Origin of the sequence: Methanobrevibacter sp., assembly GCF_017468685.1 — an archaeon.
In the GTDB taxonomy this organism is placed as follows: domain Archaea; phylum Methanobacteriota; class Methanobacteria; order Methanobacteriales; family Methanobacteriaceae; genus Methanocatella.
Genome location: NZ_JAFUHT010000071.1, coordinates 31735 through 53648 on the forward strand (window position 1 = coordinate 31735; position 21914 = coordinate 53648).

The 21914-nt window shown below is 33.1% G+C and carries 21 protein-coding genes and 2 pseudogenes; 12 read left to right on the plus strand and 11 right to left on the minus strand.

What is annotated here, in order from left to right; all coding sequences use genetic code 11:
• The first annotated feature begins 72 nt into the window (after positions 1–72).
• The 4 genes from IJ258_RS08980 to IJ258_RS08995 all read left to right on the plus strand — a co-directional run bounded on the left by IJ258_RS08980 (position 73) and on the right by IJ258_RS08995 (position 1856).
• On the plus strand, positions 73–471 hold the full coding sequence (locus IJ258_RS08980) for a C-GCAxxG-C-C family protein (protein ID WP_292806042.1): 399 nt from the start codon (positions 73–75) through the stop codon (positions 469–471).
• A gap of 5 nt (positions 472–476) precedes the next feature.
• Positions 477–947, plus strand: a complete 471-nt coding sequence (locus tag IJ258_RS08985) for a GNAT family N-acetyltransferase (RefSeq protein WP_292806045.1) — start codon at positions 477–479, stop codon at positions 945–947.
• A 209-nt stretch (positions 948–1156) separates the two neighbouring features.
• Entirely contained in the window at positions 1157–1486 is a 330-nt protein-coding gene (locus IJ258_RS08990; RefSeq protein ID WP_292806048.1) for a hypothetical protein, read from the plus strand.
• A gap of 94 nt (positions 1487–1580) precedes the next feature.
• On the plus strand, positions 1581–1856 hold the full coding sequence (locus IJ258_RS08995; RefSeq protein WP_292806051.1) for a hypothetical protein: 276 nt from the start codon (positions 1581–1583) through the stop codon (positions 1854–1856).
• 38 nt (positions 1857–1894) lie between these two features.
• On the opposite strand, the gene IJ258_RS09000 is transcribed toward IJ258_RS08995, so the two are convergent.
• The 7 genes and pseudogenes from IJ258_RS09000 to IJ258_RS09035 form a co-directional block, all read right to left on the minus strand.
• A complete protein-coding gene (locus tag IJ258_RS09000) occupies positions 1895–3256 on the minus strand; it encodes an MATE family efflux transporter (protein WP_292806054.1) in 1362 nt (453 codons plus the stop codon).
• A 180-nt stretch (positions 3257–3436) separates the two neighbouring features.
• Positions 3437–3985, minus strand: a complete 549-nt coding sequence (locus IJ258_RS09005) for a DUF2115 domain-containing protein (RefSeq protein WP_292806057.1) — start codon at positions 3983–3985, stop codon at positions 3437–3439.
• Between the two features lie 36 nt (positions 3986–4021).
• A complete protein-coding gene (locus IJ258_RS09010) occupies positions 4022–5017 on the minus strand; it encodes an SLC13 family permease (RefSeq protein ID WP_292806060.1) in 996 nt (331 codons plus the stop codon).
• A 2-nt stretch (positions 5018–5019) separates the two neighbouring features.
• Complete coding sequence (locus IJ258_RS09015) at positions 5020–5334, minus strand: TIGR04076 family protein (protein ID WP_292806063.1); 315 nt, start codon at positions 5332–5334, stop codon at positions 5020–5022.
• Positions 5331–5891 carry a DUF6434 domain-containing protein gene (locus tag IJ258_RS09020; RefSeq protein WP_292806066.1) on the minus strand — a complete coding sequence of 187 codons (561 nt, stop codon included), beginning with the start codon at positions 5889–5891 and terminating at the stop codon, positions 5331–5333. The genes IJ258_RS09015 and IJ258_RS09020 overlap by 4 nt, the downstream gene beginning before the upstream one ends.
• Positions 5892–5923: 32 nt before the next feature.
• Positions 5924–7114: a redox-regulated ATPase YchF gene (locus IJ258_RS09025; protein ID WP_292806069.1), complete on the minus strand. Its 1191-nt coding sequence runs from the start codon at positions 7112–7114 to the stop codon at positions 5924–5926.
• A gap of 162 nt (positions 7115–7276) precedes the next feature.
• Positions 7277–8364 (minus strand): annotated as a pseudogene (locus tag IJ258_RS09035) (RNA-guided endonuclease InsQ/TnpB family protein); the annotation flags it as partial.
• A 232-nt stretch (positions 8365–8596) separates the two neighbouring features.
• On the opposite strand from IJ258_RS09035, the gene IJ258_RS09040 reads away from it, so the two are divergent.
• Together IJ258_RS09040 and IJ258_RS09045 are read left to right on the plus strand one after the other, a co-directional pair.
• Entirely contained in the window at positions 8597–9466 is an 870-nt protein-coding gene (locus IJ258_RS09040) for a metallophosphoesterase (RefSeq protein WP_292806078.1), read from the plus strand.
• Positions 9463–11592 carry a phage holin family protein gene (locus tag IJ258_RS09045; protein ID WP_292806081.1) on the plus strand — a complete coding sequence of 710 codons (2130 nt, stop codon included), beginning with the start codon at positions 9463–9465 and terminating at the stop codon, positions 11590–11592. The genes IJ258_RS09040 and IJ258_RS09045 overlap by 4 nt, the downstream gene beginning before the upstream one ends.
• Here the strand turns inward: IJ258_RS09045 and IJ258_RS09050 are convergent.
• A complete protein-coding gene (locus IJ258_RS09050) occupies positions 11581–12426 on the minus strand; it encodes a hypothetical protein (protein ID WP_292806084.1) in 846 nt (281 codons plus the stop codon). The genes IJ258_RS09045 and IJ258_RS09050 overlap by 12 nt on opposite strands.
• Positions 12427–12428: 2 nt before the next feature.
• The gene (locus tag IJ258_RS09055) at positions 12429–13229 is read right to left on the minus strand and encodes a protein-ADP-ribose hydrolase (RefSeq protein ID WP_366514578.1); all 801 of its coding nucleotides are present in this window, start codon (positions 13227–13229) and stop codon (positions 12429–12431) included.
• Positions 13230–13337: 108 nt separating this feature from the next.
• On the opposite strand from IJ258_RS09055, the gene IJ258_RS09060 reads away from it, so the two are divergent.
• From IJ258_RS09060 to IJ258_RS09075, 4 genes are all read left to right on the plus strand, one after another.
• Positions 13338–13715 (plus strand): helix-turn-helix domain-containing protein, encoded by a 378-nt coding sequence (locus tag IJ258_RS09060; RefSeq protein WP_292806087.1) that lies wholly within the window; start codon positions 13338–13340, stop codon positions 13713–13715.
• Between the two features lies 1 nt (position 13716).
• Positions 13717–14358: a cobalt-precorrin-7 (C(5))-methyltransferase gene (locus IJ258_RS09065; RefSeq protein WP_292806090.1), complete on the plus strand. Its 642-nt coding sequence runs from the start codon at positions 13717–13719 to the stop codon at positions 14356–14358.
• Positions 14359–14481: 123 nt separating this feature from the next.
• The gene (locus tag IJ258_RS09070) at positions 14482–17442 is read left to right on the plus strand and encodes a collagen binding domain-containing protein (RefSeq protein ID WP_292806093.1); all 2961 of its coding nucleotides are present in this window, start codon (positions 14482–14484) and stop codon (positions 17440–17442) included.
• A 17-nt stretch (positions 17443–17459) separates the two neighbouring features.
• Entirely contained in the window at positions 17460–17801 is a 342-nt protein-coding gene (locus IJ258_RS09075) for a hypothetical protein (RefSeq protein ID WP_292806096.1), read from the plus strand.
• Between the two features lie 26 nt (positions 17802–17827).
• On the opposite strand, the gene IJ258_RS09080 is transcribed toward IJ258_RS09075, so the two are convergent.
• Positions 17828–18841 (minus strand): ArsA family ATPase, encoded by a 1014-nt coding sequence (locus IJ258_RS09080; RefSeq protein ID WP_292806099.1) that lies wholly within the window; start codon positions 18839–18841, stop codon positions 17828–17830.
• Positions 18842–19316: 475 nt separating this feature from the next.
• Between IJ258_RS09080 and IJ258_RS09085 the strand changes: the two genes are divergently transcribed.
• Together IJ258_RS09085 and IJ258_RS09090 are read left to right on the plus strand one after the other, a co-directional pair.
• Positions 19317–19820, plus strand: coding sequence for a Panacea domain-containing protein (locus IJ258_RS09085; RefSeq protein ID WP_292806102.1), 504 nt, complete (start codon positions 19317–19319; stop codon positions 19818–19820).
• The gene (locus IJ258_RS09090) at positions 19810–20205 is read left to right on the plus strand and encodes a hypothetical protein (RefSeq protein ID WP_292806106.1); all 396 of its coding nucleotides are present in this window, start codon (positions 19810–19812) and stop codon (positions 20203–20205) included. Before IJ258_RS09085 ends, IJ258_RS09090 begins: the two co-directional genes overlap by 11 nt.
• A gap of 1027 nt (positions 20206–21232) precedes the next feature.
• Here IJ258_RS09090 and IJ258_RS09095 read toward each other — a convergent pair.
• Positions 21233–21914 (minus strand): annotated as a pseudogene (locus IJ258_RS09095) (hypothetical protein); the annotation flags it as partial.

The following is a 21914-nucleotide window of genomic DNA, read 5'->3' on the forward strand; positions in this document are numbered from 1 at the left end:
ATCAACTCACAATTTTTAATGAATAAATATTTAAAATTATTAGTTAATATAATTATTTAAGGAGATTGCATCATGAAACTTGACAAAGAAATACTTGAAGAAAAAATTCGTGACTACAGAATATTCAAAAGTTGCTCCGAATCAACATTGATGGGACTTTGTGAAACTGCAGAATATCCCATTTCACAGTCAGACATGTGCAAGTTGGCTTGCGGATTTGCAGGTGGAATGGGTGGAACATTTGATGAGGGAACCTGTGGAGCTGTTACCGGTGCATTGATAGCTAACGGACTGTTAAATAACGATCCAAGTGAAATTAAAGCCAATGCAAAAGAGATTTTTAATGCATTTAAAGAGGAATACGGAACTGTCCGCTGTGATATAATCAGTAAAAATGGAGAAGACAAGTCTCCCTGTGTTGACTGTTGCGTATTTATTGCAAATAAAGTTGCTGATATTTTAGACAAATGATTAACATGAATTTTAGGTATGCAACAGAAAATGACTTAACATTGATTTTGGATTTCATCAGGCAATTAGCAGTATATGAAAAAATGCTTGATGAAGTTGTCGCAACTGAAGAGCTGCTGAAGGAGTGGATTTTTGATAAAAAAATAGCTGAAGTCATATTTGCCCTTGAAGATGAAAATGAAGTTGGATTTGCACTCTTTTTCCATAACTATTCAACATTTCTTGGAAAGGCAGGTATCCATCTGGAAGATTTATATGTTAAGCCTGAATACCGTGGCAAAGGCTATGGAAAAGGCCTAATTAAAAAATTAGCTTCGATTGCAGTTGAAAGAAACTGTGGCAGATTGGAATGGTCCTGCCTTGACTGGAACAAACCGAGTATAGACTTTTATTTATCCCTTGGTGCTGAAGCTATGGACGAATGGTTAGGATTTAGAATAAGTGGAGCTACTCTAGACAAATTAGGCAAAGAATAATTTAAGATAAGAATGGATAAAAAAGAAATTTTTTATGAAGACAAAAAGAACTGCAACAGTTCATTTACTCACATAAGCTCCGGAATTATCAGTTCGGAATTTGCCGAGATAGATGATCTCTAGGTGCAGCAGATGTTTTAAGCATTAAAAATGCACAAAAGCACAATAAAATCCTGCTGCTACTGTCAGTTATCGGAACCATAATCACAATGGCATTTCTTCTTTATGATGAAGCAGAACTTCATGGATTGATTCTTGCCTGCATCATAATGATTATTTTTTTATTTTTTACTCAAAAAATTGCAGATAGACTTGATTGTCACAGAAAATATATCGAATATAGAGTACTGGCCGAGACACTTCGTTTGCAATTTTTCCTATCAACTACTGGCATTAAAAGACAGGTCAGCGAACTTTTACCATGGTTTATTAAAAAGACCCTTCCATGGATTGAAGAAATACTTTTAACATTACTTATAGTGAATTCAAAAAAGGAGCCTATTTTAGACTGCTGGATTAAAAACCAAAGAATAACATGAAGGTGCACTCCTAAAAGCTCAAAACAGGAAAATAAGAGATGAAAGAACTACAAAAATTGTGATAGTCATAACAATAATCGCCTATATTGTCACATTGTTATTTGAAATATTTATCTACAGCACATCGTCCCAAAGCATCGATGCCAATGTGATTCGTACAATCTTAAAAATAGTTGTTGGAACCATGTCTGCAATCACATTGTTTACAAGCAGCTATTACGGAAAAATGTCATTGTCAAATACAATTGAGGATCACAAAAGAATGATTGCATTATACACAAAGGCTGAAGAAAACATTTTAGAAAATGGGGAAAGTGAAGAGTTAATCCCCACACTAGCTCGTGAATTTCTAATTGAAAACAGTACATAGTATTCTTATCAAACTAAAAACAAACCTGAACTTGTTTTTTAATTTAAAGTATTTTTCAATTTTCTAATTGTGTATCTGGCATATGTGAAGTTCAATATAGATGCCAATATACGACCAACAGCCAAACCCGCCCAAATACCTATTAAACCCCAATTTAAAATAATACCAAACAGATAAGTGCAGCTTACAGTAAATATTACTTCTCTTATAATTGTCCAGCAAAGACTTGTTGTTCCACGTCCGATTCCCTGATAGAAAAAGTTTGACGGCATTCCGATACCAACCAGCAATAAACCGAATGAAGCAATTCTCAAGAAACTAGTAATCTCAGGAATCAGTGGAGCAGTTTGTGGAGTGTATGCAAATATCAATGACAATTGCGGTGCAAATATTACCAAAATAAGCATTATAGCCAATGCAATTGCAGATGCAAATTTAGTTCCGTAAGTATGTGTCCTTTTAAGATAATCCCAGTTTTTAGCACCGAATGCACTTCCACTTACTGCCGCAACGGCACTACCGATAGCTGATAAAGGCATAATACCAAAGAGATATAACCTTTGACCTGAAGTGAATGCAGCAATACCATATTCACCACCAATTGATGAAATAAATATCAAATACAAACTCATTGCAATTGACATCATGAGCATATCCAGTGAAGAGGGAATACCAACTTTTAAAATGTCTTTAGCAATATCTGATTCAAATTTAAAGTTTTTAAATGACACCTCAACATAAGTGTCTCTTTTAATTAAAATCCAGTACATTATAACTACTGCTGATCCAACAGAACTTACAATTGTTGCAAGGGAAGCTCCAGCAGAACCTAAATTCAAAATATAAATAAACAACGGATCCAATATAAAGTTGAGCACAACTGAAACAATCATTGCATACATAGCTCTTTTCATATCACCTTCGCCACGAAGAACACCACTTCCTCCGTTAGCAAAAATAAAGGCAAACAAACCTAAAAACAATGGAGTACCATATTTGATTCCTTCAGTCAATGACTGACCGCTTGCACCATATGTCCTAAGCAAAGGCTCCTGAATTATGAGTAAAAGTACAGTTAATATTATTGATGCTATTAAAAATATCAAAAGAGAGTGTGCTGCTGACTTGCTGGCATTTTCATGGTTTTTTGCTCCAACGGCACGTGCAATACTGCTTGTTGCACCATTTCCAAGCCCTACACTTACACCATTTAAAATCATGAATATCGGTGTTACAAAACCTATTCCTGCAATAGCTGCCTGACCCAATCCTGCAACCCATATTCCATCAACAATATTATAGGATGCTGTTAGAAGCATTGATATCATTATTGGAATTGCAAGCTTTCGAACGGCTATTTCAGGCTCTCCCCTCATCAATTCAACATTTTTATTAGCCATCTTAATATCTCCCATTAACTATCTGATTTTCATAGAATATTAATTTAGCTAATAATTGAAAAAACGATTGATTAAAATGAAATATTTGATTAAAAATAGAATATATTTTAAAGTAATTTGCATTATAATTAATGAATATAAAAAGTTTGAATTATTTAAAAGTGAGATATGTATTCAATGCTAAAAATCCAATTGTTCGGCAATGCACATCTTGCAGACTGCATTTGGAGATTCAAGATTTGCATCCTTAACCGGACAGAAAAATTTCCCGTCATGTTCTTCAACATAAAGTGACCCTGGAAACGGAGTACCCACTGGATGAATAGGCTCATGCAAAATAAAAGTAGTGTAAATGGAAATTATCCCATAAATCAAAGGGAATTTGGTTTTAGAAGTTACAGATTCATTGATATGGTATGATTTCAAAGTTGCAATCGCATCTATGAACTCTTCCTTGTCAATATCATGGTCATAAGTGTTATGATTACTGTGAACATCCTTTAAACGTCCCAAGAAGTACTTGACATAGACTTCATGGCTTTTATGCTTATAGTTTTCCTGAACATATTTGCTTTCTTCAATCATCTCAGCATTAACAGCCATCAAATCAAATACCGAAACTGTTCCGGAATACTGCCTTAAAATGTCTAAAACAGATTCTGTTGAAATACTTTCCTCATTTGAAACAACATTGGAAAAATCATCATACATCTGCAATGAATCATTCATACAAGTAAATTTGAACAAATAAATATAAAATATTTTCTAATTAATCAAAATATTAGCAATTAAAAGAACAATTAGCAGAATAATATTCAATACGGAAAATATTGCCAAATATCTGATTTTTAAATCTCTAAATTCACGCGCAAAAATTTTATATGATATCAGATTGGCCATGGAAGCAATAAGTGTACCAAAACCGCCAATATTGATTCCAACAATTATTGCTTCATAATTACTGCTGAATCCACTTAAAAGCATTGCGGCCGGAACATTAGATATTACTTGTGATGACAAAACTCCCCACAACACCTCATTTCCCAAAATCCATTTGCTAAAAAGTGCATTGAAAAATGGAATGTTTTCAAGATTTCCAATCAGTATAAAAAGAGCAATGAATGTCAAAAGCAAGAAGTAATCAACACCCATTAAAACCCTTTTAATGAAATTTTCCGTTTTAAATTCTATTTTATTGAATTTAGGCAAAATAATTTTCTCATTTGGAACAAATAACAATATTACGATTAGAAATACTAATGATACTAAAATATATGGAAATAGAATCATGAAAAATGATTCAAACGGAATATGAGATACGGTATACATTACAATATTGTGAGGAGCACCAATTGGAAGCACCATACATCCGACATTAGCAGCAATAGTCTGTAAAGATACTGTAATTATAGCTAAATCCAATCTATTGACCTTTTTTAAGGCCAATATTGAAAATGGAACAAAAATGATTAGAGAAACATCATTGGTAATGAATATCGAGCTAAAAAAACAAGTGAAAACCAATACAAAAACAAGTCCTCGAGCACTGGCAATTTTAGTTAATAATTTGCGAACAAGAACCTCAAAAATAGCTAAATTCTTTAAAATCTCCACAACAATCATTATTACCAAAAGCAAAATAATTGTATCCCAATTGATGTAATCGATGCTTGGTTTTGCAAAAAAACAAGAGATAACAGCTAAAATTAAAGAAATGGAAAAAACTGTTTCATTTTTAAAAAAATCAATTATTTTAACCATAACTAATCAGCATCTTCATCCATTGTTTCTAAAAGAAAACTGACAGGTCGAAAACCGTCATTACATGATATCATTGCAGATTTTTTATTCTTCATCCATCCGTCATAAAAATCACTGGCACCATTGGCCAATCCCAATACGAATGGAGATAAACTTTCCCATGCACTGTCACAGAAGTTATCGGGTTTAGCCCAGCCGTTGGCAATGAAAACCTGACCCTCTTCCACATCACATTCATGTTCAAGAGGATTTTCATACTCCTGGATTAAATCATCGTGTCTGACCTTTCTCATGACAGTAATCTTAACTTTTTTCATCGTAATACCTCTAAATCACTTTCTTCATATGTATTATGACCTTTAATGGACCTTTTGTATTTCCAACATTTAATTGCATCATTCAATGACTTATCATCATTATTTTCAAAGAAATCTCTTATATACTGATTGTACTGAAATTGACTACCAATTTCAGTTTTTTCATCTGAATTTATAATTTCAAAATAAGCTTCAATTGCATCAGCATATGTTTTTTCAGGATTGGCTTTCAACCATTTTTGAAATTTTACCTTGAACTTGAATCCCCTGCCTATTTCACGCTCAAAAAACATCCTTTTGTCTTCACTACATTTGAAGTTTTCACCCAGCCTCGAATCCAGCGTTATTTGCGATACTGAATCATTTTGTATTTTTTTAACACCATCATCCTTTAACTCTTCACCCGTTTCCAAATAATGAATTATTCTATTTTCCAAATCAGATTTGGAGCCACTAACCTTCAGACCTTCTGATCTTAAGAAATCCTTTAAGTCCTCCTTTAAAAAGTAGTAATTTTTGAATTCTTCTGGTTTTAGATTCCGAGTCAATTTTGGCATAAAAAATCCTTAAAATTAAAAAAATAGAGGATTTAACCTCTTGTTATAATACTTATAATGTCTCCATCCTGAAGTTCATAGTCACTGGCCACACGCATTTTCTTTCTTGCATCAACTGCATGCATGAACTTATCCCCAATGTCTGTGTGGACAATGTAAGCCAATTCCTTAGGTGTAGCACCTTTTGGAACCAAGAATCCATCAGGTAATACATTGCCTTTTTGGTCAGTGTATTTGTTTTCATCCTGAACAGGATATACAACAATACGGTCAAGCAATTCAAAAACAGCATAATTCAATGCATCCTGGACACCAGTGCTTCCATAAACATCCAGAATATTTGTTTGAATATATTCAAGACCTTTGCGTTGTGCCTCAGACAGCTCTTCAGGTTTTAATATTTCAAAATGATTTTCACCTGACAAATAACTAATGAGTCCACTTTCAGCTGCCTTTACAAGTGCCAATTCTGAACCTGCTGATGTTGGTATTACATTCGGATATTTTTCCTTGATTCTTTTAATGTTTTCAGCAGAAGTCGGCAAGTCGGCCTTGTTTGCAATAATCATCATCGGTTTTGCAATATGCAATAAGTTACGGGTCAAATCTATTAAGTCTTGCTCTTCCCATTTATTGTAATCAGGTTCAATTGTTCTTTTAGCTTCAATTATATCTTCGATAGCTATTCCAGTACCGGACAATTGATCATACAATACTTTTGAAATGTCCAAGTGTTCAGCACCGACTTTTCTTATGAGCCTGACCCAATTTTTAGATAATATTCCATACATCCACATTACGATTTCATTTTCCAAAAAGTCCAAATCATCCAACGGGTCATGGCTTCCAGGGTCAACAGGATTTCCTTCAAGGTCTGTTGATCCTGAAGCATCGATAACATTAATGAATACTTTAGCCTGCATTAAATCGTCTAAAAATTTATTACCTAATCCTTTTCCTTCATGTGCCCCAGGAACAAGTCCTGCAACATCTATCATTTCAATTGGAAGCAATCTTTTTCCATCTACACATATTGAATTGTGAGGATTACATGTCACACCAAGTTCCTGACATGGACAATCTTTAATAACATGAGCAACTGCTTTGTTTGCATCAATTGTTGTGAATGGATAATTTGCCATTTCCACACCGGATGCAGTTGCTGAATTGAAAAAAGATGATTTTCCAACATTTGGTTTTCCACAAACTGCAATTTGAAGCATAATAATCACTTAATCTTTAATAACATCTTATTATTTGTCAATAAAATTTTGAACCTCCTCTCCCTAATAGGGAGGGGATTCTCGGGCCGTAAGTCTCTTGTGAGTCTTAGGATTACCGAGCTATCCCTCTGGGTCTCAGAGTTCATATTGTTTATTATTATTTTATTTTCCGTAGTTTAAAATGTTTATGGATGCGTTCAAGTCCCGGTCCAGTATTGTTCCGCAGTTTGGACATTGCCATTCTCGTTCTTCTATGGTTAATTCTGTGTTTTTAAAGCCGCAGACATGACAATATTGTGAGGATGCATAATATCTAGGCACTTCAACGAATTTTTTACCGTATAATTCGCATTTGTATTTTATCATGTTTTTTAGCATCCCTAGACTTGCCCTGTGTAATCCTCTGCTGTAATCGTGGTCAAGTATCATTTCTTTAGGTTTAAGTTTTCCATTTTGATTACATCATATTCTTTGACTATGTCTTTGCTTATTTTATGATAATATTCTCTTTTAATATTGTTCTTTTTGTTTGTGTGTTTGTGTAGGGTTTTTAGTGTTTTTTTGTAGTTTTCGCTGCCATGTTCTTTTCTTTTGAGTTCTTTTTGTGTTTTTTTGATTTTAGCTTCTATTTCATTTAGTTTTAGCTTGGCTTTTGCTTTACAATCTGAAAGTGTGGCTAATGTTTTAACACCTAAATCTATTCCGACTTCTTTACCGGTTTTAGGAAAAGCTTCCAGCAGCACAGTATCATACACGACTATAATAAACCATTGGCTGTTTTTTAATTGTATTCGTATGTGTTTGATTTTTCCAGTTATTTCTGATCTGTATCCTTTGAGATTAATCCATCCCAATGGCTTCCAGTATAATTTACCTTTTCGGACACGTATTCTATTGTTTATGTTGTTGATTTTTACTGATTGTGAGGATTGGTACTTTTTTTTGAACTTAGGATGTCCGAATCCTCGTTTAAAAAAGTTATCATAAGCTTGAAGTACTGGTTCATAGCATGCCTGCATAGTATTAATATCCAAATCATTAATAAAAGGATACCATTCTCTTAAATACTTAAATATGGATTCCACATAATTGGTGTTGACATATGGTGCACGATAATTGAATAGATTGGCTATACGTCTGTTGTACTCTATTTCACCAATTATGTTATTGTTAATGAATCGTGAATGTCCCAAATATTGTTTAAACAAGTTTTCTTGTTTTTGATTAGGATAAACACGATGCCTACAAGACCGATAAACCATAAAATACTCCCTCATTACTAAAAACTTTTTTTATAATACATAGTATAATACTATTTAATATAACAAATAACCGCGAGAGAGCATTTGAAAACTAAACTTTAAAAAATATATATCAGTATTTAATATGATTCATTTTTTGTGAAATTCATCTCCTACCTGCAGAGGTCGGAGTATTCTTTCACATTAAAGATAAATAGTTTCATAATTTAAATAGTATACAATGAAAGATGAAGATATTGACCGTCCACAGGCCATGAAAATCCGCCAGGGCATTCAGGATGCAATGACATATTCCCTTCCGGACAAGAAATTCAGTCCTAAAAACATTGATTTGGTGGAAATAGATATTGAACTGGACAATTTAGGTTGGAATTTTCATAATTATAGGATTTTAAACCTAACTGATATCCATTTGGGACAATGGATAAATCCCGAGTATCTGGATGATTTGATTGATTATGTAAACACCTTGAATTATGATATTGTCACACTGACCGGAGACTATGTATCATACGTTATTGACGGTTATGATGCTGCATTATCAAAATCCTTGAAAAAATTAAAGTCTCCTGATGGTAAGTTTGGTGTTTTAGGAAATCATGACCATTGGATGGGTTCTGAAAAAATCAGAGAAATATTTAAAGAAGCAAATATTGTTGATTTGAGCAATGATGTTTATGTATTAAAAAAGAATGATGATGAATTGAATCTTGCAGGTGTTGATTCCTGCACTGTTTGTGCAGATAATTTAGATAAAGTTTTAGCTAAATTAAAGAATGGCATATCCACAATATTGCTTGCCCATGAACCGGACTTTGCACAGGAATCTTCACAAACCGGCAGAATTGATTTGCAGATTTCCGGCCATTCACATGGAGGCCAGTTCATCATTCCTAAATTTGAAACAACCCCCTTCAGAGGACCTAACTCAACCAAATATCCGGTTGGACTATACAAGGTTAAAGACATGATTCAATACACAAGCAAAGGATTGGGCACCAATTCATTTAGAATTAGGATTAATTGCAAGCCTGAAATAACAATTATTACTTTGAAAAATAAGAATAAACGGAAAATTGAGATAGAATGAGTTTTAAAAACGCTGTAATTTCCTCACTGAAAACACTGATAACAACAGTTCTTCTGATATTAGCCAATATTGCAGCTGTTGTTGGAGTGGATTACATCAGCAATGATTTTACTGTTGGTCCATTGTATAATGCATTGGTTATTGTTATTGCAGTTGCAGTTGCAAATTCTGTACTTTGGCCGATTTTCAGGCGTTTTTTGATGAAATTCATCATTTTGACATTTGGGATTGGAGCACTTGTCATTAACTCAGTTATCTTTTATATTGCAACATATTTTATTCCTGGTGTTCATGTCGGCTTTTATGGTTTTTGGCAGGTGCCAATTGTCATGGCAATAGCTACAACATTCATAACCAACATAACAAACACAAACTATTATGATTCATACATTAAAAGCATTTTAAAATATGCCCTTAAACAAAAATCACCATATAATAAAAGATACTCTGGAGTCATAATGCTTGAAATAGATGGGTTATCAATTAATACCCTGAAAAAGGCAATTGACAATGATTATATGCCAACACTTAAAAAATGGTTAAATGAGAAAACACACACATTAAAAGAATGGGAAACCGATTTATCATCACAGACTGGATCAAGTCAAGCAGGAATCTTACATGGAAACAATGAAGACATCGTGGCTTACAGATGGGTTGAAAAGGAAAATGATAATAAAATCATGGTTTCAGGAAAATTAAGCCATGCTCCGGAAATTGAAAAAAGAATTAGCAATGGCGAAGGTCTACTTGTAAATGGAATGAGCATTGCAAACATGTTTTCAGGAGATAGTAAAATATCTGCCTTAACCTCATCAAAACTAGAATCAATCACAAGAATATATAATAAAACACTGCATTCTGTGTTTTTAGACTCATATAATTTCCAAAGAATATTTGTATTGTTCCTATGGGACATTCTAATGGAGTTAAAATCACAGTTAATGCATGATATAAAAAATATTAAACCACGACTTAGAAGAACAATTGTTTATGCTGCAATCAGAGCAGGCGCTAATGTTGTTTTAAGAGAAGCAACCACTGAAATTTTAACCAGTGAAATATTCAGAGGAGAAATCGATACCGCCTATGCAACATTCATGGGATATGATGAAATAGCACACCATTCTGGTGTTGAGGATGATGATGTTTGGGGTGTTCTAAAACAGATCGACCTGCAGTTTTCCAGATTAACATCAGCAATTGAAATGGGCGACAGAGATTATGAATTAATAGTATTATCAGACCATGGACAAAGCAAGGGAGCCACTTTTAAACAGAGATATGGTTTGACACTTGGAAATTATGTCAGACGTCTTCTTCCTGAGGATTTGAAGTTTTTTAAAAATGAGTACAATATTGATCACTTTAGAGATGCAGTAATTCCTGAAAACAGACAATTGCAAAACATTAAGGAACATGTTGAAAACATCCGTGACGACTTATTTGACAAAGAAGAAGGACGCGTTCAAAACATCCGAAAAGAAATTGGAGAACACAAACCTAAGATTATTTTTGAAAACGAACAGTTCATAAATCTTCGTGAAAAATACTCCAACAGCTTAGAATACATTACTTCTCATGAAACCAGACAATTAAGTACTGAAAAGGCAAAGGATTCCGAACTGATTGTCTTGGGTTCTGGAAATCTTGGTCTGATTTATTTGACACAATGGAGCCAACGCCTAAATTATGAGGAAATAGTAATGTTGTTCCCCGAATTAATTCCAGGACTTGTCAACCATTCTGGAATTGGATTCATTCTTGTCAATTCAATAGCTAATGGAGGAATGGTTATCGGCAAGAGAGGAATTTATTACCTTGACAGTGATAAGATAGTTGGTGAAAATCCCCTCAAGGACTTTGGTGTGAATGCTCACAGACACCTGAAAAGGCAAAATAGCTTCAAAAACATGCCCGATATTATGGTTAACAGTTTTTATGATAGCGTGAATGATGAAGTCTGTGCATTTGAAGAGTTGATTGGAAGCCATGGTGGACTTGGCGGAAATCAAACAAAACCATTTATTTTATATCCTTCCAAATGGGACGATCCCGGTGAATTGGTTGGTGCTGAATCGATTTATAAATTCTTAAAAAAAGAAATAGAAAGTTTAGATTCTTGAAAGCCAATAATCTAAAATTTCACCAACATCCTCATCAAAGCTGATTGTTTTATCCTTATTTTCTGATATTGCCTGAGGATAGTCTAAATTTAATCTGATTAGTGTTGCTTCAGGAGTATTGTAAGTCATCTGTTCAAATGGATATCTTATAATTGTAGGAGTGTTGAATCCAACACCAATTTCCAAAAATACAACCTTACCATCGACTTTTCGTAAGAATTTGGAGTAGTTTTCACTCATCTGATGCCATTTTCCATCTTCAACAAAATAAGCATCCTTTCTCACATTTATCTCCATATTGCCTCCGCAGACAGGACATACTGGAACAAGTTCTGATGGGATTTTACAGTCTTCAATCTTATCCAATGCCTCATGGACAAGTTCTTCGTTTGAATACAGTTTCTTGTGGCATGCCTTTTCACATTGCATCAGTCCGTAATCCCCTTGGGTTGCAAATATTCTTTCATCCTCAAAACCGTTAATCCAGAACTGATGCTCCACATTTGTTGTAAGAACAAAGTATTCCTTGTCCTTTACAAGTTCCAGCAATTGCTGATATATTTTTGTTTTTCCTACAGAATATCTGTTTAGATTAACATGACGTATCCAATGAGCCCATTTTTCTTCCTGAGTAGCATATGGATAGAATGTCGCCGAATACATATCCTGAACTCCATATTTTTCAATGAAATCCTGGAAATTGTCCCTGAAACGCTGACCAGTGTATTCAACGCCCGCAGCTGTTGACAATCCTGCTCCTGCTCCAATGATAACATAGTCAGCATCATCTATTGCTTTTTTTGCCTGATCTAATCTTTGTACAAATTTTTCCATTTTTACTCTCCGAACAATAATTTTTTATATATTAAATAATCCTTATCTGTAAATACATTAAAAATCACATGTTTCAATGTGGTTTCTGTTGAACTTAAATATTCTTCAACTGTTCTTATTGCAATTTCAGCCGCCAAATCCTGTGGAAAGTTAAATACTCCTGTTGAAATGCAGCAGAATGCAATGGAATCCAATTCATTATAAGTTGCTATATCCAGACATGATTTATAACAGCTTGCAAGTGCATCAATGTCTCTATCTGAAGGTTTGAATCCCTGAGGGATTTGAGGCCCTACTGTGTGAATCACATATTTTGAAGGCAGATTATATGCTCCAGTGATTTTTGCCTTTCCAACTTCCTCATCGACATTCTGGATTTTCATTATGGTATTGCATTCATCCCTTAACTGCAAACCAGCCGCTGAGTGGATTACATTATCAATGCAGTTGTGTTGTGGTATAAAACAGCCCAATAATTTGGAATTGGCCGCATTGACAATTGCATCTACTTTTAAAGTCGTAATATCTCCCTGCCAAAGCATGATTTTTCCTTTCACTTCATCGATGTCAGATGGTGAAGTCAAATTTTTAGTTAATGTTTCAGCAGTTAAGAATTCATCCTGAACTTTTAAAAATTCATTAGATATCTCATTAGGCAATCTTACATTCATCAATGATCTGAGCAATGCTCTTTTTGATTGATAATCAGTTGGGACATTAATTTTCTCATTTCTTTCATCCAGCAGGTAGTTGATTAAGTAATCTAATTGTTCAGCAGTGTTAATTTCAATCCCTCCTTGAATTTGTTAATAATAATTTAAATTACAGTATTTAAATGATTTTCGTAACTTTAAGGAAACCAGGTAAGAAAAAAGTAACCTATTTAAAATAAATTTGATATATTAAACAGTATGAACACTGAAAAGATAATTTGTCCAGTTGACCGGACCTTAAGTTTAATCAACAAGAAATGGAGCATTCAAATAATTCGAGACATGTTTTTCGGCAAAAAGCACTTCAAGGAATTTAAAGAAGACAAGCCTAAACTAAGCAATAAAGTACTGTCAAGCTGTCTTAAAGACCTTGAGGAAAATGGTCTTATTGAAAAGAAAGTCTTAAACACTACTCCAGTGACAACCGAGTATTATTTAACTGAATATGGGCGTTCAATGAACAGGATTGTTTATGAGCTTGCAATGTTCACATTAAGCGCCGAGGACAGTTACACAGAAGAAACAAGAAATGAGTTAAAAGAGACTTTCAGAAAAACATTGGAAATTGATGATTGAAATGACAGGTAAAATTTATATTGTGGGAATTGGTCCTGGTTCCAGTGAGTATCTGACTAAAAAAGCCATCGATACAGTTGAGATGAGCGATTATACTGTTGGAAGCATAAGAGCCATTGAATTATTTGATAGTGTTCAAAATAAAATTGCATTCAATGTTAAGGATTTGCTTGACAAATTAGAAGAAGGTGTTGAATTAGCTGTTGGTGGAAAAACTGTTTCAGTACTATCAACAGGAGATCCTGGTTTTTCAGGTGTTTTAAATACTGTCTTAAGATTATCCGATGAGAAGAATTTCCCTAAAGAAAATATTGAAGTGATACCAGGAATAAGTTCTCTGCAGCTTGCTGCCGCCAAATGTCATATTCAATGGGACAATGCAAATGTAATGACATTTCATGGTAGAGAAAATATTGAAGAGATTTTACCAGTTATCAACAATGGAAAAATAACAATTGCACTTCCTTCAAGAAAAGTGAAGGACATGGCACAGTTTTTACTGGATAATGGTGTTGAAGCTAACAGAAAAGTTGTGGTTTGTGAACGCTTAAGTTACCCTGATGAGAAAATTGTTGAAGCCACATTAAATGACATTGCCAATAGTGAATTTACTTATATGTGTATAATTGTCATATATCCGTAAAATTGATGTCAAAAATTCATTTTAAAAGTCATTTACTATTTAATTTTAAAATTAAAGTTTATATGTTCTAGATATCATACTTTAATCGTCGTTTAGACAAAAAATGATGAATAGGTAGATATCATGAACATTAAAATAAACACCATATGTTTCATTATATTACTATTTTTACTTATTGGTGTCGTATCAGCGACCGATAACAATAATGAAACATTAGAAAAAACAATTGAACAACCAGATGATGACATTTGTCAGATAAGTGTTAATAATCACAATACTTTAAAGGCAAGTGATAAGAATAATGAAAAATTAGAACTGCATATCAACAATACAGAAATACTTGAGAAAAGTCTCACAAATAATGCGAAAGTTGGAAAAAGTAAAAATGTCGCAGGTACTATTAAATCAGCCAAATCCAAAATCAGCATCAAAGCTTCTGATATGAAGATACACTATAAAGATGGAAGTAAGTTTACAGTCACAGTAAAGGATTCTTCAAAAAAAGCAGTTAAAAAAATTAAAGTTACTTTTGGAATTAATGGAAAAACCTATACAAAAACAACCGATTCAAAAGGTAAAGCTTCACTGACCCTAAATTTAAATAATGGAAAGTATAGCATAGTGACTAGCTTTTCTGGATCAAACAAATATTATGCCACATTTGTTAAAAATACGATTACAGTCAAAAGTACCATAAAAAGTGGAAATTTAGTTAAATACTATAAAAATAAGGCTGCATACTACTCAACTTTTTATGATAAAAAAGGGAAGCTATTAAAAAATAGTGCAGTTAAATTCAAATTGAACGGTAAACAATACACCGTAAAAACAAATAAAAAAGGTGTTGCAAAGCTAGACATAGATTTAAAACCTGGAATGTACAGTATTAGTTCAATAAATTCAAAAACTTCAGAAACAGCGTCAAATACCATATTGATTTATTCAATTCTTCAAACTAGTGATTTGACAATGAAAGAAGGAGATGGGAGTAAATTTACTGTTAAGGTATTAAACAGCAATGGAAAAGCTTCACCCAATAAAATTGTCATTTTAAAAGTGAATGGTAAAACTTACACACCAAAAAGTGATTCAAACGGTATTGCAACACAGATAATAGATTTACCTCAAGGAAAATACTCCATTACTACTGAATATGAAGGGCTTCAAAATACCAATAGACTTACTGTAAATGAAGGGGAAAAACATGGCTCCTTCAGTCATATCTCAATGATTCCGGATTATGTCAATGTTACAGTACCCTATGCATTTCACAATTCCGCTTATACAGTAAAAAAAGGAACTGACGGCATAATAAAACTTCCTAAAAATGATGTTTTTGCAATACACATCAGTGAAACAAAACATTATTTGTTCTCAAAAACTCCGCTGCCAAATATTGATTCAAATGTTCTTGGCTATAAAACATATTTAGTACCTTTTGATGGAAGCGCTATCAAAAGTGATTATAATAAAGACAATCTGAAAGGAGACGGGATTTTAATTTCAAAAATATCAGATTACACCCAAATTGAATTCAGAAGTACAACACAATTGGATTCGGACATGTTTGGCTTGCTGATGAATAAATACCAGGACGATATTGAAATCTTCACATATATACAAAATGACATGATAAAAGCAAGAATAATGTTTTATACGAATTATTTTGATGAAACGGGCCTTAGAACAAATTTGGGAAAATTATATGATAAGAACACTTATGAAATTAACTATAACAACTACGATCAATTAACAATGAACAATGCAGATAAAATCAAATTCACAAATACAGGAAAGACCGTTGAATACAGTGCCTCCAAAAATCAGATTATGCCTTCCATATCAAAAGAGGACATCAACACCAAACTTATAGTCAATGGTGTTGAAGAGCTTGAAAAAAGAGAATATATAAGTTATGGAAATAGTGAACTATATCAACCTTTAAGAGGCTTTGAAGTACTTCAATCATTTGCAATAATCAATAAAAAAGTAAAACAGGAAACAGTTGATAAATGGTTAAAAGTAAATTCCGGATATTTATCAAGAATTGGTATAATGAATGTTTATGGAATGTATTTGGCAAGTTTGGGTACAGCATGGATGGCTGATGAGATTGCTAATGCTTATTCAAAAGAATATGATGTAACTTGGGACAGAGATAGAACTACCACTATATTGGGAGGAATCAATCTTGACAATACCTACATACACATATTAAATGCGGACATGGGCATGAAAGTTAATGGAAAGGACAGCAACAAAATTAAATTGTTTAAATTAGTTAACTCTTTAGGACTGCCTGAACTAGAAAATATAGCATTATCCCCTGTAGAAGAATTATTCATTGAAAATAGTACCAATTCTTTGGAAAATATTTTCCAGAATTTTAACAGTTACAGCTTAATTTTTAATGAGGATTTAGCTTTAATACAAATGGAAAATTCAACAACAAATATTATCCTAAATCAAACAACAGGCGTTGTAAATGTTATAATGAAAGAGAATGGATTTTACTATAAAGGTGCAACTGTAAAAACAACAAACGACTGCTGTTCATGTAATCAGATTGGAAATAATATCGTGAATAAATTGAGTGATACCGCTTTCAGACTTTTCATAACAAATCCTTTAACATATCCTTATTTTAAAAATGCAGGATATGAACTTGGATTATTGGCACATAAAACACTCCCATATATATTAAGTGCAGCAGGCGCTTCTGCACAAGGAGCCGGTGGTTTGGCTTATGGCCTTTTAGGATTTGCACTTAAAATGCAAGACATTGGAACCAGTTATAGATCCCAACAAGATAAAAGCGATTGGCATGGTCTGATGGACACCATAACTTTCACTCGTCCAGGATTATTCCAGCAAAAAAAGGTATACAATATTCCAAACGGTAAAGGAGGATATGATTATGTTGAAGTTCCTATCAAAAAAGATTTTTCACTTGATAGGGAAAATGCGCTATATATAAGTAAGGGCAATGTTAAAAAATTAACTAAAAAAGAAACCTACAAATATTTCGATGATGATTACTATTCATTATATTCAATGCCTCCGAAGTATTGGAAAAGTAAATAAAAGACAGGAGCAAGATTATGGAAAAAAATGAAATAATATTTTTTGTTATAATTGTTTTAGCATATTTCTTATGTGCATTAACATTGGACATTCCGCTGTTCATTCACATATTATTCATAGTTTGCATATTGATTGTTTTAATAGGTGGAATCCTACTCAAATATCAGCAAAAATATGAAAATGAAAAGATATGCAAAATACTGAATGTATTGCTGATTGTATTTTCAATCTTTTATTTTGCAAGCATAATCTGTGAAGTCTTCTACGACAAAATATTAATCATAGATTCAACATTCACTTTGATATTGATTTTTATTTTATTTGGTTGTAGATGGTTTTTCGGTAAAAAAAATGATTAAAAGTTAATTTTTTAACTTTTAATTTTTTATAATTGTATAGCTTCTTGGACAACCTCATCGTTGTCTTCACCATCATACAATATATGAGCAAGGTTTAAAAGTTTTTCCTGACCTTTGACTTCATCCTTGAATAATGGCACTTCAGCAATGTGTTGGTTTGGAAATTTCTGGTCGATTAACGCCAATCTTTTTTGCTGTAATTTATGTCTTGAGTGACAGAAATCACAGTCACAGATATCAGGCATTACCTGGTTTACGATAACGCTGTCAACAGTGATGTCATATTTACCAAGTGCTTCCAAAGCCCTTTCTGATTCATAAATTGACATCTCTTCTGGAATGACAACCATCTTGAAAGTTGTTCTGTCCGGATCAGACAATACTTCTTTTGCCTTGTCGATTTGTTCTTTGGTTCTTTTCAAGTCTTCTGAAGTTTGTGGATCATCCACTGCATCCATAAACGGCATGATTTTTTTAAGAGCATTAGTTGCAGTTCCCAGTTTTGCCTTAAGCATCATCATTTTTCCAACCCATGAATCCATTACTTCCGGGAAGGACAATAATCTTAAAGTGTGACCTGTTGGTGCTGTATCAAATACTACTACATCATATTCTTCGGAATTCATTACAGCCATGAACATTTCAAAAGCTGCTGCCTCATCAGCTCCCGGAGAAGATGATGCCATGTCTAGCTGATCAGATAAGAAATCCATTCCTAATAATCCTCCGTTATCATCAGGGTTTGCTGCTTTTTCAGCTTCCAATTGAGCTTGCTTTTGAGCCATTGCAACATCAGGATCAATTTCTACAGCAAATAAATTGGTTTTTATTTCACGTGGATAACTTCCGATTGGAACTTCTAAAGAGTCAGATAGAGAATGAGCAGGGTCAGTTGATACAATCAATGTTTTTTTACCTTGTTCTGCTAGCCACAATGCAGTTGCAGAAGATACTGAAGTTTTTCCAACTCCTCCTTTTCCACCTATAAAAATAAATGTTGTTTTGTCTTTGTTAAATCTGAAATAATCTCTAAATGCCAACTAAATTACCTCCTTAAAATAAAGTTACTTTTAGTTACTAAAATTTAATGTTTTATAGTATATAAATTTACTTATTGCCCCAATCACCAATTTTGAATATGAATAAGTTATTTTAAATGAATCCTGCACATTACTGTTAAAATTAGAAATACTTTCATTAAATCTCAAAATATGAGAATTTAGTTTGTATGATAAGTTATTTATTTAATATTTTGATTTTATGAGGAAAATTATTAATTTTTTCAAAAAGATGATGATAACCAGTTTAATCAGTGAAGTACTATCAAAAAATAATTGGTGAAACCTACAAACCCTCCACATAACCCTGCCGAACTTGAATTGATTTACAACACCCCATAAAAATTGTTTTAACTTTGTAAAAGCATAAACATTTAAATCATAACAGACAAAAGAGTAACTGTCAATAGAAATTTAGATAAACACTACATTACAAATAATATTTTAGAGATGATTCATGATGGAATTCGATAAAGAAAAATTCAAAACAGTTCTTTCATATGTCATCAACCGATGCGAAAATAAGGCCAATGTAGGAAAAACATTAATCTGCAAATTATTATATTTTTCAGATTTCAATTACTATGAAAAATATGAAACTGCAATAACCAATGAAACCTACATCAAATATGAAAGAGGTCCGTATCCACACCATATTGATGAAGTAATTGATGAAATGCTTGATGAAGGATTACTTAAAATTGAAAAAAAACCATACTTTGGAACAACAATTCACAAACATTACCTGCAGGAAGTTCCAGACTTGTCCCTGCTAAACACTAAAGAGCTCGGCGTCATTAACGAAGTCATTGATAAAATAAGTGACATGTCTGCAAAAGAAGTCAGTGCATACTCTCATGGGGACATGCCATGGATGATTGCAGAAGACAATGAAGAGTTGGACTACGAATATGTCTTCTACAGAGACCCGGAATACACCGTTAGAGAATATGACAACTGAATACACCATTAAAACTTATCCTAAATTCGATAAGGAATTGAAGAAACTTGCCAAAAAATGCTCCACGCTTGAAGAGGACTTTGAAAGGTTGAAAAAAGTATTGCTCCTAGATTTAGAAAGAGGAGACCACAGATTAACTCAAGACAGATACCTGCAAATCCCAGGATTGGGTTCTCAAGTCAAATTTCCAGTTTTCAAAATTAAAAAATTCCGTTGCAAATCAATTCCTGAAGGAAACAGATCCAAATTCAGATTTATTTTCATATTAAGCAGAAAACACAAGATTATCTATTTCACAGAAGTTTACTACAAATCAAAACATGAAGTTGAAAACAGACAGAGAATACAGCAGATTTGCTCAAACTATGAAATTTACTTCAGATGAAGTATTGCTTTTCATCAATGTTTTATATCAGAGTTAATTAATTAGGATTGACAATTCAGAATAAGGCAACTCTTTGATTTCTTATTTATCTTACAAACTTCTTATCTTTTTCTGTAGGCAGTTCCTACATTTTTTTCAAAAATGCATCTCCAACTTCTAAAGGAGGGGTTTTGGCGATTAGTTTTGCAATAAAAGTCCCACTTCAAAAATAGTTATCATTAATGAAATCAATGATTCTGCGGGTGTTTACATTAACAATAATTTCCGTTAAGAAATTAGTCATGAAAATCTCCATGATTTTTAAAAACATAAGAAACATGAAAATTTTTTATAATCTTTATGTTTTATGAAAATCAGAGCTTGTCTTGAAAACAAAAAAGCAAATTTTATTACCGGTGATGAACATACAGTATTTTTGTAATTTGTCCTCAAAAAAGTGGTAAGTAATCGAAAATCCGATTATCTACTTTTATTTACTAAAAATTTAATGTTTTATAGTATATAAATTTACTCATCACCACATTATTGCAAACACTAAATTTAAAGAAAACCCCTCCATTTTCAAAGAATCATAAACTGGGTCATTAATTTTATTAAAAATACTTTTTAAAGCCCTAAAATTTAATTATATTCATTAATCAAGCTTTAATGATATGCGATAATTTTATTGATTCGGAAGATTTGTTTTAAAAAAGTGGTAAGTAAATGATTTTCCAATTAGTAATTTCAGGTAACCTTATGAATTTTCATAAGGTAATTTTTGGCAAGATTATGATAATTTCAAATATCTATATTTTGAGTAAAAAAACATTATGAAAATCCAATCATATGATTTTTTTAATTTTACACACAGACATCTACATCAACACCCCTGAAAACATGTAACCTGAAAATGACAAACAAAATAATAAAACAAAGTGTTGATAAAAATAACAGTTTATAATAAAAGTAAGTATTTGATTAATCGTATAATCAATTATTCGATGCTTTTGAAAAATATAAAAAAAGAGATCAACTGCAATGGCAGTTAATCTGTAATGTCTTCACTTTCCTTTCTCCTGTATCCGACAACAAGCAATATCTCACAAACAACTGCAAGTGCGATGAACTTCAAAATATCATCAGGACCGTTTTCCACAATATTCTTGGTAATCTCATAAGCCTTGCTTACATCCTGTGATGCACCGCTGCTTCCGGCAGCACCGGCAGATGAACCAGCACTGGAAGACCTGCCACTGACAGTCACACCATCAACACTTGGAGCATCACTAGAAGTTGAATTTGATGTTGCCACAAGATTATTATAAGAATTATCGGCACTACCTTCGTTGTTGAATGAATTCACGGTTTTAACATTATTGCCCTGATTTGTTTTGCGTGACAGGCTCTCACCATTGTCACCGCTCAGGTCCGGAAAACCGTTATATCCATTGTCACCATCAGCCGCATCCGGACTATTGAATCCGCCAGGACTATTGCCCCCGGTGTTTATTGAGCCACCGCCATTGTTTCCCGGAATCAAAGGATTACCACCAGGAAATCCCGGCCTTTGAGGTGCAATGCCGCTTCCGTTGATTACATTGGTTCTGCCGTTTACGTTTTCAGGCGGAACATATACAAACGGATCACCGCCGTCAACCTCATCACTTTGATGCTCCAGACCATACTCGAATATTGTGATTACACGGTTTCCTGAAAAGTCATTGTTA

Bases quoted from the DNA above. Each gene is read 5' to 3' on its own strand.
- IJ258_RS09070 (WP_292806093.1), top strand. From the start codon at position 14,482: ATGAACATTAAAATAAACACCATATGTTTCATTATATTACTATTTTTA.
- IJ258_RS09065 (WP_292806090.1), top strand. From the start codon at position 13,717: ATGACAGGTAAAATTTATATTGTGGGAATTGGTCCTGGTTCCAGTGAG.
- IJ258_RS09020 (WP_292806066.1), bottom strand. From the start codon at position 5,891: ATGCCAAAATTGACTCGGAATCTAAAACCAGAAGAATTCAAAAATTAC.
- IJ258_RS09050 (WP_292806084.1), bottom strand. From the start codon at position 12,426: ATGGAAAAATTTGTACAAAGATTAGATCAGGCAAAAAAAGCAATAGAT.
- IJ258_RS09005 (WP_292806057.1), bottom strand. From the start codon at position 3,985: ATGAATGATTCATTGCAGATGTATGATGATTTTTCCAATGTTGTTTCA.
- IJ258_RS09060 (WP_292806087.1), top strand. From the start codon at position 13,338: ATGAACACTGAAAAGATAATTTGTCCAGTTGACCGGACCTTAAGTTTA.
- IJ258_RS08985 (WP_292806045.1), top strand. From the start codon at position 477: ATGAATTTTAGGTATGCAACAGAAAATGACTTAACATTGATTTTGGAT.
- IJ258_RS09090 (WP_292806106.1), top strand. From the start codon at position 19,810: ATGACAACTGAATACACCATTAAAACTTATCCTAAATTCGATAAGGAA.
- IJ258_RS09015 (WP_292806063.1), bottom strand. From the start codon at position 5,334: ATGAAAAAAGTTAAGATTACTGTCATGAGAAAGGTCAGACACGATGAT.
- IJ258_RS09025 (WP_292806069.1), bottom strand. From the start codon at position 7,114: ATGCTTCAAATTGCAGTTTGTGGAAAACCAAATGTTGGAAAATCATCT.
- IJ258_RS09085 (WP_292806102.1), top strand. From the start codon at position 19,317: ATGATGGAATTCGATAAAGAAAAATTCAAAACAGTTCTTTCATATGTC.
- IJ258_RS08980 (WP_292806042.1), top strand. From the start codon at position 73: ATGAAACTTGACAAAGAAATACTTGAAGAAAAAATTCGTGACTACAGA.
- IJ258_RS09045 (WP_292806081.1), top strand. From the start codon at position 9,463: ATGAGTTTTAAAAACGCTGTAATTTCCTCACTGAAAACACTGATAACA.
- IJ258_RS09040 (WP_292806078.1), top strand. From the start codon at position 8,597: ATGAAAGATGAAGATATTGACCGTCCACAGGCCATGAAAATCCGCCAG.
- IJ258_RS08990 (WP_292806048.1), top strand. From the start codon at position 1,157: ATGGCATTTCTTCTTTATGATGAAGCAGAACTTCATGGATTGATTCTT.
- IJ258_RS09010 (WP_292806060.1), bottom strand. From the start codon at position 5,017: ATGGTTAAAATAATTGATTTTTTTAAAAATGAAACAGTTTTTTCCATT.
- IJ258_RS09000 (WP_292806054.1), bottom strand. From the start codon at position 3,256: ATGGCTAATAAAAATGTTGAATTGATGAGGGGAGAGCCTGAAATAGCC.
- IJ258_RS09075 (WP_292806096.1), top strand. From the start codon at position 17,460: ATGGAAAAAAATGAAATAATATTTTTTGTTATAATTGTTTTAGCATAT.